The organism is Candidatus Poriferisocius sp., from assembly GCF_965219775.1.
In the GTDB taxonomy this organism is placed as follows: Bacteria; Actinomycetota; Acidimicrobiia; order Acidimicrobiales; family Bin134; genus Poriferisocius.
Genome location: NZ_OZ244793.1, coordinates 2,396,837 through 2,412,078 on the forward strand (window position 1 = coordinate 2,396,837; position 15,242 = coordinate 2,412,078).

At 67.3% G+C, this 15,242-nt stretch carries 18 protein-coding genes; 4 read left to right on the top strand and 14 right to left on the bottom strand.

The genetic code is table 11. The features are described from left to right. Window positions 1–200 precede the first annotated feature (200 nt). The 4 genes from ACOQPQ_RS10790 to ACOQPQ_RS10805 all read left to right on the top strand — a co-directional run bounded on the left by ACOQPQ_RS10790 (window position 201) and on the right by ACOQPQ_RS10805 (window position 3,105). Window positions 201–668, top strand: a complete 468-nt coding sequence (locus tag ACOQPQ_RS10790; RefSeq protein ID WP_420640397.1) for a protein jag — start codon at window positions 201–203, stop codon at window positions 666–668. Window positions 669–740: 72 nt separating this feature from the next. Continuing rightward, window positions 741–1,310 (top strand): 16S rRNA (guanine(527)-N(7))-methyltransferase RsmG, encoded by a 570-nt coding sequence (locus ACOQPQ_RS10795; protein ID WP_420639435.1) that lies wholly within the window; start codon window positions 741–743, stop codon window positions 1,308–1,310. A gap of 186 nt (window positions 1,311–1,496) precedes the next feature. Further along, window positions 1,497–2,255, top strand: a complete 759-nt coding sequence (locus ACOQPQ_RS10800; RefSeq protein WP_420639436.1) for a ParA family protein — start codon at window positions 1,497–1,499, stop codon at window positions 2,253–2,255. Continuing rightward, window positions 2,230–3,105, top strand: coding sequence for a ParB/RepB/Spo0J family partition protein (locus tag ACOQPQ_RS10805; protein WP_420639437.1), 876 nt, complete (start codon window positions 2,230–2,232; stop codon window positions 3,103–3,105). Before ACOQPQ_RS10800 ends, ACOQPQ_RS10805 begins: the two co-directional genes overlap by 26 nt. Before the next feature lie 25 nt (window positions 3,106–3,130). On the opposite strand, the gene ACOQPQ_RS10810 is transcribed toward ACOQPQ_RS10805, so the two are convergent. The 14 genes from ACOQPQ_RS10810 to ACOQPQ_RS10875 all read right to left on the bottom strand — a co-directional run bounded on the left by ACOQPQ_RS10810 (window position 3,131) and on the right by ACOQPQ_RS10875 (window position 15,221). Next, on the bottom strand, window positions 3,131–4,111 hold the full coding sequence (locus ACOQPQ_RS10810) for a peptidoglycan-binding protein (RefSeq protein WP_420639438.1): 981 nt from the start codon (window positions 4,109–4,111) through the stop codon (window positions 3,131–3,133). Between the two features lie 56 nt (window positions 4,112–4,167). Continuing rightward, window positions 4,168–4,497, bottom strand: coding sequence for a thioredoxin (trxA, locus tag ACOQPQ_RS10815; RefSeq protein ID WP_420639439.1), 330 nt, complete (start codon window positions 4,495–4,497; stop codon window positions 4,168–4,170). A 90-nt stretch (window positions 4,498–4,587) separates the two neighbouring features. After that, window positions 4,588–5,559: a thioredoxin-disulfide reductase gene (gene trxB, locus ACOQPQ_RS10820; RefSeq protein ID WP_420639440.1), complete on the bottom strand. Its 972-nt coding sequence runs from the start codon at window positions 5,557–5,559 to the stop codon at window positions 4,588–4,590. Next, on the bottom strand, window positions 5,556–5,885 hold the full coding sequence (locus tag ACOQPQ_RS10825; protein ID WP_420639441.1) for a hypothetical protein: 330 nt from the start codon (window positions 5,883–5,885) through the stop codon (window positions 5,556–5,558). The genes trxB and ACOQPQ_RS10825 overlap by 4 nt, the downstream gene beginning before the upstream one ends. A 49-nt stretch (window positions 5,886–5,934) precedes the next feature. Beyond that, a complete protein-coding gene (locus ACOQPQ_RS10830; RefSeq protein ID WP_420639442.1) occupies window positions 5,935–7,020 on the bottom strand; it encodes an anti-sigma factor family protein in 1,086 nt (361 codons plus the stop codon). Then, on the bottom strand, window positions 7,020–7,592 hold the full coding sequence (locus ACOQPQ_RS10835) for an RNA polymerase sigma factor (RefSeq protein WP_420640398.1): 573 nt from the start codon (window positions 7,590–7,592) through the stop codon (window positions 7,020–7,022). The genes ACOQPQ_RS10830 and ACOQPQ_RS10835 overlap by 1 nt, the downstream gene beginning before the upstream one ends. A gap of 40 nt (window positions 7,593–7,632) precedes the next feature. After that, window positions 7,633–10,674 (bottom strand): LysM peptidoglycan-binding domain-containing protein, encoded by a 3,042-nt coding sequence (locus tag ACOQPQ_RS10840; protein WP_420639443.1) that lies wholly within the window; start codon window positions 10,672–10,674, stop codon window positions 7,633–7,635. Next, window positions 10,671–11,114, bottom strand: a complete 444-nt coding sequence (locus tag ACOQPQ_RS10845) for a TadE/TadG family type IV pilus assembly protein (protein WP_420639444.1) — start codon at window positions 11,112–11,114, stop codon at window positions 10,671–10,673. The genes ACOQPQ_RS10840 and ACOQPQ_RS10845 overlap by 4 nt, the downstream gene beginning before the upstream one ends. Beyond that, complete coding sequence (locus ACOQPQ_RS10850; RefSeq protein ID WP_420639445.1) at window positions 11,111–11,527, bottom strand: TadE/TadG family type IV pilus assembly protein; 417 nt, start codon at window positions 11,525–11,527, stop codon at window positions 11,111–11,113. Before ACOQPQ_RS10850 ends, ACOQPQ_RS10845 begins: the two co-directional genes overlap by 4 nt. After that, the gene (locus tag ACOQPQ_RS10855) at window positions 11,524–11,901 is read right to left on the bottom strand and encodes a TadE/TadG family type IV pilus assembly protein (protein ID WP_420639446.1); all 378 of its coding nucleotides are present in this window, start codon (window positions 11,899–11,901) and stop codon (window positions 11,524–11,526) included. Before ACOQPQ_RS10855 ends, ACOQPQ_RS10850 begins: the two co-directional genes overlap by 4 nt. Before the next feature lie 12 nt (window positions 11,902–11,913). Beyond that, window positions 11,914–12,114 carry a hypothetical protein gene (locus tag ACOQPQ_RS10860; RefSeq protein ID WP_420639447.1) on the bottom strand — a complete coding sequence of 67 codons (201 nt, stop codon included), beginning with the start codon at window positions 12,112–12,114 and terminating at the stop codon, window positions 11,914–11,916. Between the two features lie 41 nt (window positions 12,115–12,155). Beyond that, window positions 12,156–13,031, bottom strand: a complete 876-nt coding sequence (locus ACOQPQ_RS10865; protein WP_420639448.1) for a type II secretion system F family protein — start codon at window positions 13,029–13,031, stop codon at window positions 12,156–12,158. 58 nt (window positions 13,032–13,089) lie between these two features. Next, window positions 13,090–13,974, bottom strand: a complete 885-nt coding sequence (locus tag ACOQPQ_RS10870) for a type II secretion system F family protein (RefSeq protein WP_420639449.1) — start codon at window positions 13,972–13,974, stop codon at window positions 13,090–13,092. Next, window positions 13,962–15,221 (bottom strand): CpaF family protein, encoded by a 1,260-nt coding sequence (locus tag ACOQPQ_RS10875; RefSeq protein WP_420639450.1) that lies wholly within the window; start codon window positions 15,219–15,221, stop codon window positions 13,962–13,964. Before ACOQPQ_RS10875 ends, ACOQPQ_RS10870 begins: the two co-directional genes overlap by 13 nt. Window positions 15,222–15,242: the final 21 nt, after the last annotated feature.

Sequence of the window (15,242 nt, forward strand, 5' to 3'; positions counted from 1 at the left end):
GGCGCAAACCGGACCGACAGGCCGAAGGCCGCGACCAACGCCCGGAGGCGTCCAAGGGAGATCGACGGCCACGGGGCAAGCCGCAGAACGAGCAGAGGGATCGCCAAACAACCGGTACCAAAGGCGACGCCGGTACCAAACGTCCGACCAACACCCCCAAGGGGGAACGAACAAGGGAGAGCAAACCCATGGAAGAAGCGATGAGTCTTGACGAGCAGAGCGACCTGGTCACCGACTTTCTGGACGGCCTCCTGGACGCCTTCGGATTGGATGCCGATGTGGAGACCGAGCGGGTGGATGACACCACCATGGAAATGCGGGTGGGCAACACCGAGGGGGTGGGCTTGCTCATCGGGCCCAAGGGCAACACCCTGCGTGCGGTGGAGGACTTGTCCCGGATGCTGGTGCAGCGCAAAGCCGACGGGAACTGCGAAGGCCGCATCCGAGTTGACATCGGAGGGTATCGCGAGCGCCGGCGAGCCGCCTTGGAGGCCTTTTGCGAGAAGATCGCCGGGGAAGTCCTGGACACCGGCGAGGAGCGTCCTCTGGAACCCATGAACGCCGCCGACCGCAAGGTGGTCCACGATGTCGTTTCCGACATGGACGGTGTCTCCACGGTATCGGAGGGCCAAGAACCTCGTCGATGGGTCGTCATCATTCCGGATTGAGCCAGGGCGTTGTCCCAGGCGGCGCGGGGCGATTTCAACGCGTCGGTGTCCGTCATTATTCCGGATTGAGCCGTGGACCTGCCCGAGGCCGAACGTTCGAGGCTTTCCGAGGTGTTTCGGCAGGCGCAAGAGCGGGGCTGGATCGGCAGGCAAGCCGTTGACCAGCACATTCACCATGCCCTGGGGTTTGCCGCCGTGGCGGCCGGGCCCCCAGGCTTGGCCGTGGATGTGGGCAGCGGCGGCGGTCTGCCCGCCCTCGTTCTGGCCGCCGTGTGGCCGCAGTCCGAATGGGTGTTGACGGAGTCTTCGCTCCCCCGGGCGGCGTTTCTCGAATTGCAGTGCGCTCGTCTGGGCTGGTCCGAGCGGGTGCGTGTCCACCACGGGCCGGCCCAATCGCTCGGTGGCCAAGCGCAGTTCCGAGCCCGAGTCGACCTGGTGACCGCTCGCGGATTTGGGTCACCGGAGGTGATTGTCGAGCTGGCGTCGCAGCTCCTTCGGGTGGGCGGGGAGTTGGTGGTCAGTGCAGCACCGAACGCGGTTCCGTGGCCCCCGGACCAACTGCGCACCCATTCGATGACCGCCGATCGCCTCACTCCGTCCAGCCCTCGATTCCATCGCTCCACCCGATTGTGTTTCACGTGAAACACCCGACCCGGTCCTCGGGTGGGCTCCGGGTGGACGGACGGTGTTTCACGTGAAACACCATTCGGGAGTCCCGAGCGGGTAACCTACATCCCAGGTTGAGGCTCAGGGAGAAAGGTGGTGTTGTCGGAGGTGTCGGTGTCGGATCTCAACAGGAACCGGTCAGCGCCGTGTCGTGTGCTGGCGGTGGCCAATCAGAAGGGTGGCGTGGGCAAGACGACGACCACCGTCAACTTGTCGGCATGTCTGGCGGAGATCGGGCACCGTGTGCTGGTGGTGGATCTGGATCCTCAGGCCAACGCCACGACCGGGCTGGGCATAGACCCGTACGCCGGCGGCGTGTCCACTTACGACGTGCTATTGCAGAACGGGAGCATGAAGGACAGCATCCTGGCCACCCAGGTCGAGAATCTGTGGGTCTCACCGTCCACCCTGGACCTGGCCGGCGCGGAGATCGAGCTGGTACCGGCATTCAGCCGGGAGAAGCGCCTCGGCGACGCCTTGGCCACCGTGGAGGGCGAGTTTGATTTCGTCTTCATGGACTGCCCCCCGTCACTGGGACTGCTCACCGTGAACGCGTTGGCGGCCGCTCGAGAAGTGCTGGTCCCCATTCAGTGTGAGTACTACGCGCTGGAGGGTCTGGGGCAGCTCATGCGAAACATCGACCTGGTTCGTAACAGCCTCAATCCCGATCTGGAGATCTCGCTCATCGTTCTCGTCATGTACGACGGCCGCACCAAGCTGTCTTCGCAGGTGGCTTCGGAGATCCGCAAGTACTTCGGTGACAAAGTGTGCCGACAAATGATCCCCCGGAACATCCGCCTGGCCGAGGCGCCTTCCTTCGGCGCGCCCATCACCATCACCCATCCGGAGTCGCGAGGGGCGCTGGCGTATCGAGAACTCGCCAAGGAGGTGGCCGATGGCGCGCTCGCCCGGGCTGGGTAGGGGACTCAGCGCCCTCATCACGGACTCTTCGTCGCCTGGTGAAGGGGTCCATGCGTCGTCGTATGTGGAGTTGCCGCTGGATGCCATTGCGGTCAATCGGTATCAGCCTCGGGACACCTTCGATCAGACGGCGCTGAACGTGCTCACCGAGTCGATTCGCGAAGTCGGCGTGTTGCAGCCGGTGCTGGTACGTCCCGGTACCGAGGGCACCTACGAGCTGATTGCCGGGGAACGTCGGTGCCGGGCGGCCAAGCAGGCCGGCCTCGACCGAATCCCGGCCATTGTTCGAACCGCGGCGGACGCCGACGCCCTGGAACAGGCCCTGTTGGAAAACCTGCATCGGGAAGATCTGAACGCCATCGAGGAAGCATCGGCTTGTCAGCAGTTGATCGACGAGTTCGGCTTCACGCAGGAAGCGGTGGCCCGACGGTTGGGACGAAGCCGATCGGCGGTGGCCAATACCCTTCGGCTCTTGCAGCTTCCCGATGAGGTGAAGGCCATGGTGGTGGATGGTTCACTGTCGGCTGGTCATGCTCGCGCCCTGCTCGGGGTCGACAACCGGAAGCGATTGATCACCTTGGCCAAGAAGGCGGTCAGAGACGGTCTGACCGTGCGCATGGTGGAGACGGCAGCTCGCGGGCCGGAAACAGCCAAGAATGCCCGACGGGGACCGCCATCGCCGGCCAATGCCAATCGGGGAGCCGCGGTGCTCGAACTGGAGAGCCTGCTCAGCGACCACCTGGACACCAAAGTGGACGTGACCTTGGGCAAGGGCCAGGGGAAGCTGGTGATTCAGTTCGCCGATCTGGATGATCTGGAGCGGATCTACCGGGTCATGCTGGACTCGTAGCGCCCACGCAGGGGCCGGCGGGGGATCAGGCCGGCTGGGTGGCCCAACGGGCCAAACCACCCTCAATGGCACGAGCCAACGGCGACAGCCGGGCCTGCACCAATCCCGGCGCTCCCAGCAGACACTGCACTGCGGTCATTCGGGTGTGCCGCAGGATGGGCAGACGCATCCCCTTGACGTCGGCGTGTTCGACTCCCAACGCCGCCGGTAGTCGCTGCCCCAGGATGGCAGCCAAGCGTTGCCCACCCGGGGACACGAAACCTTCCACGGCAAAGTACGCCACTCGACACTCGTCCACCGGCGAGGGGAGCAATTCCATGTAGACATCCACCGACAGACGGTTGGCCTCGTCGGCCCGTTCGGTCTCTGACCAGTCACCGCTCTCGCTCACGGTGGCACCGGAGCGTCGCAATCCCCTGGCCAACTCTCCGGCCAGGGCAGCCATGCTGCCCTGGGTGGCAATCATGATGTGCTGCTCGGTCAACCGCCGGGGGGCCCGTTGGAGCTTGGCCCGCTCACGGACGGCGGCCACGGTGGCCGGAGTGACCCGGGCCGACATGCGGATGAGGGCATTGGTGGTAGCTGCTCCGGACACCGCGTCGGCCTCGAGCCCGCTGTTGAGCTGGAACTCCCGTACTGCGCCCGCGGTGTTGGGGCCGAAGATGCCGTCCACCCGACCGGCGTCGAATCCCATGGAACCCAATCGCAACTGCAACTCGGCCACGTCATCGCCCCGCAGCATGGGTTGGCTCAGATAGAGGTTCCGGTCACCCAGCGACCAGTTGGCCTCCTCCAGGGCAGCCCAGGTGTGGGGTCCGCAAATGCCGTCGACGGTCAGGCCCCGACTGGCCTGGAAATCAGCCACCGCCGTGGCGGTGGCGGCGTCGAAGTCCCCGTTGGCCGCCAGGGCCAGAGCAAATCCGGCGGCGGCGAGCTGTTGTTGCAGGCGCACGACGCTTTCGTTCTCGTCTCCCCGCTTCAGGGTGGGCAAGGGGTGTTCGGCCACCTCAGGCACGCCTTGCCGGCGTCAGGCCACCTCCCGGGGTGGTGGATGCTGTTCGACTAGAAGGCGATCTCACCGATTTCCTGAAGCAGTTGCTGCTTGCCTTTGGCCCCCACGATGCGCTTGGCCGGTTCTCCGTCCTTGAACACGATCAGGGTGGGAATGCTCATCACCTGGTAGCGCAACGCCACGTCCTGGGCATCATCCACATTGAGCTTGGCCACGCTGATCACACCGGCCTTCTCCACGGCGATTTCATCGAGGATGGGGGCGATCATCTTGCAGGGTCCGCACCATTCCGCCCAGAAGTCAACGACGACCGGCAACTCCGCGCTGCCGATCACCTCATCAAACGTTTCATTGGTGAGCGTGGTTATGCTCTCCGCCATTTTTGGCCTTCCCTTCGGTTGCCGCGAGCCGTCAGCCTAGCAATCCACGTGGCCTTTTCTGCGACCCGCCACCAACAACGGCCCGGCGGTTCAGCCGTGTCCGGCCGCCTCCAACCAGCGCTCGGCGTCGATGGCCGCCATGCACCCCGACCCGGCGGCGGTCACCGCCTGGCGGTACACGTCGTCCTGGACATCACCGCTGGCGAACACGCCCTCGATCTCGGTACGACTGGAGTCGGGCTGCGTGACCAGGTAGCCGGTGTCGGTGAGGGTGAGCTGGCCCTCGAACAGGGTGGTGTTGGGACGGTGGCCGATGGCGATGAACAACCCGGTCACGTCCAGCACGGAGTCCTCGTCGGTGACCACATTGCGGACTTTGACGCCGGTGAGGGTGTCCTCCCCCAGGATGTCGGTGACCACGGTGTTCCAGAGGAACTCAATGCGTTCGTTGGCGAACGCTCGGTCTTGCATGATCTTGGAGGCCCGCAGCTCATCTCTTCGGTGTATTACAGTCACTTTTGATGCAAATCGTGTCAGGAAGTTGGCCTCTTCCATGGCGGAGTCACCCCCGCCCACGACCGCGATGTGCTGATCCCGGAAGAAGAATCCGTCGCAGGTGGCACAGGTGGACAGGCCGTGGCCAATGAGGCGTTCCTCGGCGGGCAGGCCCAGCATGATCGATCGGGCCCCGGTGGACAGGATCAGGGCCCAGGCCCGGTACGTCGGTTCAGGGGTGTTGGGGTCGCCCACCCAGACTCCGTGAGGTGGCCCGGAGAGGTCGACCCGGCTGACCTTCCCGCCCAGCATGTGGGCGCCGAACCGCTGGGCCTGCTCCCGGAACTTGACCATCAGTTCGGGGCCCATCACCCCCTCGGGGAAGCCGGGGTAGTTCTCGACGTCGGTGGTGAGCATGAGTTGGCCACCGGGCTGGTCGCTGTTGGACGAGGGTTCCCCCTCGATGACCAAAGGGTTGAGGTTGGCCCGAGCAGAGTAGATGGCCGCGGTCAGCCCGGCCGGTCCCGAGCCGATGATGATCACCTTGTGGACGTCACTGTCGATCATGAGGGTCGCCTCGACCAGGCGTAGATGCCCATGGAGACAAACAGTAGGCCAAGGATGCCGTGGGCGGCCCACGCTCGTCCGGTGGCCACCTCCAGGCCGCGGCCGGCGGCGATGACAGCCAACACCAACACGATGATCACCGGGAAGATCCCGAAGATCAGGTAGGCCAGCAGGCGGCAGAGTTTGACCACCGGGCCGGTGGTCACGCGGCGGACTCGATCCACCCCGCGGACCACCACGTCGGTGGCCTGCTCGGGCCAATCCTCGGGCAGGCCCAACGTCGAAGCGGTGCTGGCTTCCTGGGGGGGTTCGGCGGCGTCGGCCATACCCGCTCAGACTATCGGCGGGCCGGCCCGAATCAGATGTTGAGTCGGGCTACTCGGACGCCTCCAACGCATCAACGGATCGGAGGAGGTCGCAGTCGGGCGGCGGCGTCGTGTAGGTGACCAGGAGTTGTCCGTCGCCCACGTACACCGAGGCCTGACCATCGCTTCCCTCCACCACCACGGGGAATCGCTCCACCAGTCGCAGGTCCGAAGTCGGTGACCCCGGGCAGCCCAGGAGGTCGACCGCGAGGGGAGCCTCGACGCCATCGGCGCGCCAGGTCTCGGGGGCGAGTTGAGCTCGCTGGTTGAGGTGATCCACGAGTTCGGCCGCGCTGTCGAACACCAGCGGAGACGCTTCGGCCACCATGGCGGCGTCTCCCAGGGGCTCCTCTTCGGTGGCGTCCGCGTCCGACGGGGGAGCCCCGTCGGGGGAATCCGGCCCGGATACCGGCGCCGGTGCCGCGGGTTCATCCATCGGTTCGAGCGGTGCATCGGGGGCAGCCGGAGCTTCCTCGCTCGCAGGCGCCTCGTCGGAGTCGTCGTACATTGGGACAAAGCCTTCGTCGGCCTCCTCCGGCTCCTCGGCTGTTGCTTCGTCAGCCGACATTGTCTCCTCAGCGGGCCCAGTCTGCTCGGCGCTCTCGGCTCGGGGGAGTAGGCCGGCGTCGTCGCTTTCTCCGCTTGCCGGCATGGCCGCGTCACTGGACGCGGTGTCACTCGGCGCCGCGTCATTGGACGCAAACGTGTCGCCGGTGTCGTCATCGGACCGATCGATGAGGGTCACCCCGATGACGGCGACGGCGATGACCGCGGCCGCCGCCGCCAACACCACCCGGGCCGAGGTGGGCACGGAGCGCAGCCTGCGCCGGGCCCGGCCGAGGGACTCCACCGGGGCCCGATGATCCAGGGCCCGGGTGATCATCTGATCCCGCACCTCGGCCGGTAGCTCGGGGAGGGAAGCCTCGACCGGCGCGGCGGACAGATCCTTGATGGACCGAAACTCCTCCACCACCGCTTGCAGGTCGGGATCGCTGCTCACCCGAGCCGACTCGGCCGGGGTGGTCTCCCCGTCCAGATGGGCGGAGGCCAGTTCGTCTCGTTCTTCCGGGGTCATCTCGCCGTGATCGTCACTCATCATCTCTCCCCAGTGTGACGTTGGTCGGGGCCGCCCCGGTTCCCGCGCAACAGCTCGGCGAGCTGTCGACGCCCCCGGGAGATGCGGGATCGAACGGTGCCCGGGGGGATGCCCAAGTCCTGGGCGATCTCCTCATAGCTCATGCCCAACTGGTCGCACAGCACCACCGGCACCCGAAACACCTCGGGGAGCAGGGCCAAGGCCGATTCGATGTCCAGGCGATCGGCCACCGAGTCGGCCACCGGTCGGTCGCGATCGGTCAGCGGCTGCTCCTCGACGTCGGCCGGCACCGGTCGACGGTTCCGTCGTCGCAGCTCGTCGAGGCAGGCGTTGACCACCACCCGGTGCATCCAGGTGGTGAAGCGCGAGCGGCCGTCGAAGCGGTCGATGCGCCGCACTAGGGTGATGAGGGCTTCCTGGGTGGCGTCGAGGGCGTCGGCTTCGTTGCCCGCCATCCGCCGGCAGAGGGCGTGAATCTGGTTGTAGTGCTTTCGCAGCAGGGCATCCAGGGCGCCCTGATCGCCCCTTTGGGCCTTCTCGACCAGTTCGGTGTCATCGGCGGCGCGTCGAATACCCCGAGGGTAGCCGGCTCCATCCCAACCGTCGCTTCACTCAGCCATTTGTCTCCGGGGGGAACCCATCACGGGTTCGGGGGGCCAGCAGCCGTTCGTAGAGATCCCGCAGTTCGGGGCTGATCAGGTTGGCGACACTGCGGTGGTTGCCCTCTTGGCGCAGCCGGTTGACCAGCTCGGTCATGATCTGGCGCAGCTCTGTCGGATTCTCCGAGGCGGCCAGGAGTCGCCAGCGGTAGCACTGCTCGCAGATGCCCACCAGGTTCAGGCTGATCATCACCGCTTTGCGGGCTCCGTCGGCGTCCCCGACCGCCAGGCACCGCCGGGCCAGGTCGTGAGCGGTGTCGTCCACCAGACAGTCGATCCGGGTCCGCAGGCCGAAGTCCGCCCAGCGGAACATCTCACCGGACACCCCGGTGAACGGCACACCCCGCACCAACGCCATTGCCGTTTCCAGCCGTTGACGGCCCCGCTCCCCGGTGTCCTCCCGAGCGGCCGCCACCAGGGCCTCGAATCGGGCCAGGTCGGTGCCCACACGCTCGCTCAATTGGTAGATGCCCTCCGGGCTCACCCGGGGCAGGAAGGGGTGGCCGTCGGCGTCGACTCCCAGGGCCTTGCGGGCTCGGCTCAAGGTGTTGGCCAGCGTCGAATCGGGAGGAGGACTGTCCGCAGGCCAGATGTGGGTCCGGAGCTGGTCCCGATCGGCACCCTGCGGGTGCAACGCCAGATAGGCCACCAGATCCAGTGCTCGGCGGGAGGTGAACGGTTGAGCGGCTCCCGGTACGTCCACGGCACCCAGCACTCGTACTTCCACCTCGAACGGCGGTGGGTCGGCCACCGGTGCCGGTGGGTCGGTCCACGGGTGACTTTGGGCCACCGGTGCGGACACCAACGGCTGCGGCTTTGCCGCCGGAGGGGAAGTGTCGGTCCACGGTGGAGGTTGCGATTCCCGAGCGTCGGTTCCCTCGGTGGCGGAGGCAACCAGTTCGACGACGGCTTCGGTGGTTCCGGGTGTCAATCCGTGGGGCTCCAGGCGGAGGCCCACGGGGTGGAGCAGCAGGCCGAGGTCGTCGAAATGACCGGTCCAGGCTGCACCGGTGAGACCGTGGCCCACGACGCATACCGATGGACCGGACCAATGCAGCAGCGACGCCGCTTCGTCCTGGCCGAGAAGGTTCGGTGCCAGCACCACCGTGGGGGGCCAGTGGCCGGCGTTATCGCCGAATCGAGAGGCCGGTTGAGCAGGACGCGGTCCCAACACGGCGTGGTTCTGCCGTTGTCGTTCCCCCAGCCGGGTCACGGCGGTGGCGACATCCGGTACGTGTTCCACCCGGTCGAACACCCCCAGGTCATGGCGGAAGCCGACACACATCACGTGCAGTTCATCGGCCAAATGGCTGCAGGCCAACTGGGTGGCCATGGCCGCGCACAGACGGTCCACGGCTTCCCGCTCGCCGCCCACATTGAGAGCAACCGTGTGCTCCAGATTCAACAGGAACTGATCCCCGCCCACGTGGCCGATTGAGGTCAGGGTGGGGAGCGGCCCCGCCAGTCCGTCTGCTTGGGAAAGCAATTGATCGAGCCCCGAGTCGGGGGAAAGCTGCCACGTCACGTTGTTCTCGTCACCGATGAACCCGTTCGGCGGCTCGGCCGAAGCACCGAGGTGGATGGTCAGCCCGCCGGAACCGAAGCTCGCTCCGACAACCTGAGGTGGTGGTTCCCCCGAGAGGCGGGAGGACATCACTCGCAGGGCTGCGTCCAGGAGGAGGGCTTGTTCGGGGGAGGCCGCCCCTTGGAGCTGTCGTTCCAGTTCGATGGCGCGGTTGCTGAGAGAGGGCAGGCGGTCCTCGGGCAGGCGGCCGAGATGGGTTCGGCGCAACCGGGTCAGCAGCCAGCCGAGGCTGCCCGCGAACACGCCGAGTCCGCCGACGGCCAACATGGTCTGCCGCTGGGGAGCAGCCGGGGCTTCTGCCGACCGGGAGGCCACCTCGGCCACCGATGGCGTGGCGCCCATACCCCTCCCGACCAAGGGGGTGAGTTCAGCGGTCAAGGGACGATGGGTCGGGTCGGGGGTGGGGGGAATGTCGGCCACCACGCTGGGGGTGACGGTGGTGTAGGCCTGGGTGGCCAAGGTGCGGTCCTGTTGTTCCGTCCGGTCGGAGACCGTTGGCGGTGTGGCCGGCGGCCCCTCGGTGTCGATCTCCGGATCGGGCAGACGAAGCTGCCAACCGGGAAGGATCAGGCCGGGGTCGTCGATGATGTCCTGGTTGGCGTCGAAGATGTCCACCCATCGCTCCCGGTCTTGGAGATGTTCGGTCGCCAGACTGGAAAGGGTGTCTCCCCGCCGGACGGTGACGTGAGATCGGGTGGAATCAGGGGATCCCGGGGTATCGGGGGAATCAGGGGTATCGGGGGAATCAGCGGGGCGAGCGTCCAGCGGCAGGACCAGTTCCCATCCGGGACGGAGTCGAGACGGAGCGGTCGACGATCCCTCCTCCACCAGGGGCTGTTCCTGATTGAGGATGTACACCTCTGACCAGCGATCGGGGTTGCCCAGGTACCGCTCAGCCACGGTCCGCAAACGGTCCCGGCGTTCTCCGGTGTCAACCAGCGGTTCCGCGGACACGGCCTGCCACTGCTCCCCGTCGGTCTCGACGGCTCTCGGGGACAACAGCTCCGGGTTCTCGGCCATGGCGGCGACCGGATAGTGAACGGTGAAGGCGATCATCACCGCAGAACTCAGCAGCCGGGCGGCGATGCGTTGGACGGTTGACGGGAGGAAGGCAACTTGAGGGGCCACCCGACCCCGCAGGTGGGCCCACATCTCGATGCCCGTCCCGACGGCGAGTTGCAGCCACAGGAACCACACCACAACGGCGAGCAGCTTCACCACCAGGCCCGAGGGGATCGTGCCGGTTTGCATCGCGGTGGACGCTTCCGATCCCCCGGGGATGCCCGAAGGCAAGGGCCAGCCCACCCCGACAACCAAGAGCAAGGGAATACCCAACAGCAGGCCGACAAGGAGCGCGGCCGAACCCAGGCCCCGCAGGAGTTCGACACGCGTGGTGGTGTTGTGGTTCATGCGTCGTCTCCGGTGCGAACGCCGCGCACGGCCCGCGCCGTTCCGCTGCCCGAAACCCGGCGGGAGTCGATGCCCAGCATGGAGAGGAGGTGAAGGGGTTGGGTCACCCACACGGTGGTGACCACCGTGTCGCCCTGCACCGTGATCGACCAGTCATTGTGATCCCCGAGATGGGTGGCGGCGGCGGCCTGAGCCCGCGCCGGATCGACCGCTACCTCGCCGGGTTCGCTGTACAGGGCTTCCAGGGCGATGGCCTGGGATCCGGCCCGGGCCGCCTCCAGGGCCAGGGTGGATGCCTGCCTTCTGGCGTTCAGGAGCAAGGCCCCGTCGTAAGCCAATCCGGCAAGGAGGACCAGGGCGGTGGTCAAGACGACGAACACCACCGTGATTTCTCCGCGCGATCGGCGCTGAGGGGCGAGCAGGCGCGGCGGGGTCGTCATGGAAGGGTGCTTCGATAGCGATCCACCACTGCGGACGCGGCCGCGGACACCGTTCGGCTGGCGGGAACATTGAGCGGTACGAGGTCGGACAAGGACACGGAGCACAAAACTTCGATGTCTACCTGCCCTCCTGGTCGCAGGTCCATCTCTCGGACGAGAACTTCGGGTCCACCCGGACACCCGGTGCTGAGCCGGTGCAGCGTGGATTCCGCCGTGGTGGTGGCCGCCGTTCGGGCCGCGACCTCCGATCGCTGCTGGGAGGCGGCCCGGGCGGCGCTGCGGGCCGCGGTGGTCAGTTTGCTCTCGATCACCCCGAGTCGACCGGCGGCCACCACAAGGAGCAGGAGCAACACCATGACCGGGGTCATCACCGCCAGCCCGACGATGCTGCTGCCCCGTTGGGTGGTCGTCATGGTCGGAAGACCTCTCGGGGACCGGTGGCCGTGGAGGAAATGGCCGGGGTGTACCCCGGAATCAGCGATGTCACCGTGGCCTGCACGGTCACCGAGCGCTGCCCGGGGCGGGATCGCACGTAAACCTGCACGTCCGACAACAGGGTTCCGGCACTGGTCCCCACGATGGCCTGAGCGGCCGAACGGGCGGCCGCTTCGGTGCCGAACTCACCCTGACCGGCAGCCGCACCGTCCTGGGCGGCTGCGTCCACCACGGCCTGGCCGTGAGAGACCAACCCAGCCTGAACGATGACCAGAATCAAGAACATGGCAATGGGCACAGCCAGGACCGTGGTGGTGACCTCACCGCGTTCTCGTTCCGTTCCCGACGCCATCGTCGTGATGAATCAACTGATCTTGCTGGTCTGGCCGGAGATGAAGGTGGTGATCACCACCCCGGCCGCCACCGCGGCGGCCACCAGCACGGCGATGATGATCACCGTCGAGGTCACATCGCCCCGCTCCTGTTGCCAGGCCCGCCGCACCCCTTGCTCCAGGGTGTAGCCCAGGGCTCGTATCTTGAGGTGAAGTTTGGTGGTGATGCTCACAGGTGGTTCCTCCTTTGGGGTGGTAGGGCAGGATCGGTTGCTCATGATCCGAGGATGGCGGCCACCGCCGGGTAGCCGACCAGGCCGAGAAAGCCGGTGAACATGAGCACCACCGGCAGGGACATGCGCTCGGTGGCCTGTTGGGCCGCGGTCTCCGCCTCGTGCAGGGCTCGTTCACGCAGACCCCGGGCCTTGACGTGCAGGGACGTACGCACTCGGGATCCGGTGGTGCCCGCCAAGAGCAGCCAGGCGGCCAGTTCTTCCAGGTCGCGGGCCCCCAGTTCTCGGCCCAGCTTCTCCAAGGCCGTCCACGGGGGTTCATTGGCCAACAGGGCCTGTTGAAGGGCTCGCTGGATCTCCACAAAGCCCCAACCGTGGCCCTGGGCCGCCGAGTCGGTGAGGGCCTGCTCCATGCCTGAGCCTCCGGACAGTCGCAGGCCGACGAGATCGAGGAAGGCGCAGAGGTGGTGGCGCAGCTCTCGTCGACGACGTCGGGCTCGTTCCCGCACCACCAGGTCGGGCACCACGAAGAGGCCACCGGCGGTCAACACCGATACCGCCGGCACGAGCAGCGGGGCAATCCAGACGCCGGCGAGCCCGGCAACGACCCATCCCCCGACCGGGAGTCCCACTCCCGCCACCAGCAGGGCGACTTTGGCCGCCGCAAGCTGCTCCACCGTGTGGCCGGCCACCCGCAAGTCGATGGTCGTTCGCCGGCTTCGCAGGCCCAGGTGCCGCAGAGAATGGGCCGCCGCCCGGCCAATTTGGTCACGTGGCGAGGGCTGATGGTGGTCGCCCTGGTGCAGTTCCTCCAGGCGGGCCTGAAGGGATCGCCGGGGAGGAAACAACCCCCAGACCGCCATGGCCAGGCCGCTGCCGATCCCGGCACCCAGCGCCAACCCGGCGATCAGGGCCACAACCACCACCCCACGGGCGGTGACGGCAACGACATCGCGGTGGTGGGCTCCGCCGTCCTCAACGGGGCCCCCGGGCGGTGCTCGAGGTGACCGGGATCGGGCGAACATGAAGAATCCGGGGGGGATCGGAGAACCGGCTCATCTGCACCAGGGCCGTACCCGAGGCCAGGAAGAACCCTCCGACCACCGCCAGGGCGACTTGGCCCGAGGGGGGGTCGAAGGGGGCGAGGTAGGAGCGGCTGAACGCCACCAGGCCCACGGAGAACACGGTCACCACCCCGGCGATGAAACGGGCCGAGGTGAACTGCCGGGCCCGTGACGCTTCGATTCGCAAGCGCATGGACACCTCTTGGCGGGTGTTGCGGGCCAGCTCGGCCAGTGACTCCTGGAGCGAGCCCACCTGGTTGGTGGCCGCCAAGGCCAGCGCCACCACCACGGCGTCGGCCACCGCGTGGTCCACCTCGTCGGCGAACTTGGCCAGGGCATCGGGAAACGGCTCTCGTTCCGCCCGGGCGGCGAGGTGTCGCACCGAGTTGCGCACCGGCGTCGGCGCCGTGGCCGCGGTGGCCGTCACCGCTTCGGTCAGACCCGATGCCGCTCCGATGGTGTCCCGGAGCATTTCCACCCAGGTGGCCAGGGCGTCCAGGCGGTCGACTTCCCGGTCCCGTCCGGCCTTGGCTCGCCAAACCGACGGGGCACCGTAGCCGGCGAACGCGGCCAGCACACCGGCCACCGGCCAGCCCGTGGCCGCCATGGCCACGACCGCCGCCCCCGCGGCCAGGCAGAGCGACAAGACGCGCCCGGCCGTGGACCGGGTCGTTCCCGATTGCGGTGCCCCGGTGCGCTCGGCGGCCACCGCCGGCACACCCCGCCAGCCCAACGCGGCGATGAACAGGCCGCCGCCCACGGCCGCCCCCAGCAGCGCGCCGATCACCGATGACATGGTTGGTCTCCGGACGTGGGATTCCCGTCAAGGGGCGATTCCCGATAGCCGACGTCGGCCAGCCGTCGGAGGGTGGAGGCCTGAAGACGACCGCTCGGCCGAGCGGTGTCGGTGTGACGGGCCGAGAACACCTCGACACCGTTGATCTCCCCGTCGGCGATGCCGGCCACCTCCAGCACGGAGTCCACCCGGCGGTGACCGTCACGGCTCTTGCGCACGTGAACGACGAAGTCGATGCACTCGGCGATCATTCGGTTGGTGACGTCCACCGGGATGTGCTCGGTTGATCGCAGGGCGTAGGTGGCGATCTTGCTCAACCCCGCCCGAGCCGAGTTGGCGTGGATGGTACACATCGACCCGTCGTTGCCGATGGACAGAGCGGCCAGCATGTCCACCACCTCGGGGCCCCGCACTTCGCCGACAATCAGGCGGTCGGGCGACATGGCCAGGGCATTGCGCACCAACTGCTGCATGGTGATCTCGCCGCTGCCCTCGATGTTGGCCATCCGGGTCTCCAACTCGATCACGTCACGATGGCGCTCCGGGTCGGCCGAGAGTCCCAATTCCAGCCGGTCCTCGATGGTGATCAGGCGTTCATCGGGGTCACAGGCGTTGAGCAGGGCCCGCATCAGGGTGGTCTTGCCCGCGTTGGTCCCCCCGCACACGATGATGGCCATACGGGCTCGGACGGCCGCCTCCAGGAAATCCCGGAGGGTGTCATCCACCGCGCCGAGCGAACAGAGTTCGTCCAACGTGACCCGTACGTGGCGATGGCGACGAACCGACACCGCCGGACGTTCGGACACCGCCATCACCGCGTTCAATCGGGATCCGTCGGGAAGCTGCAGGTCCAAGAAGGGATTGGCGGTGTCGAACCGACGCTCGTTGCGTCCCAGTCGGGCGGCTGCCTTGCGGATCAAGGCGATCAGTTCCTCGTCGGTGTCGGCAATGGGCCGGGCGCGCCGCTTGATCCCCCCCGCGTGGTGAACCCACACCGCGTCGCACCCATTGGCGGTCACGTTCTCCACGGTGTCGTCGGCCAGCAGCCGCTCCAACGCTCCGAGTCCGAAGAGTTCGGCCAGCACGTCGTCGGCGATGCGCAACTCCTCGGTGCGGTCGATGGCCGGAAGAAAAGCCCGGGCCCGCTCGGCAGCGAGGGCGTCGAGGGCCTCCGGGATGAACCGCTCGGCCAAGGCCCGCTGTTCCCGCCGGTTGCCCGGCAGGGCGGTTTCGGACTCATCGAGCATTCGGGTGACCGTGGTCAACAC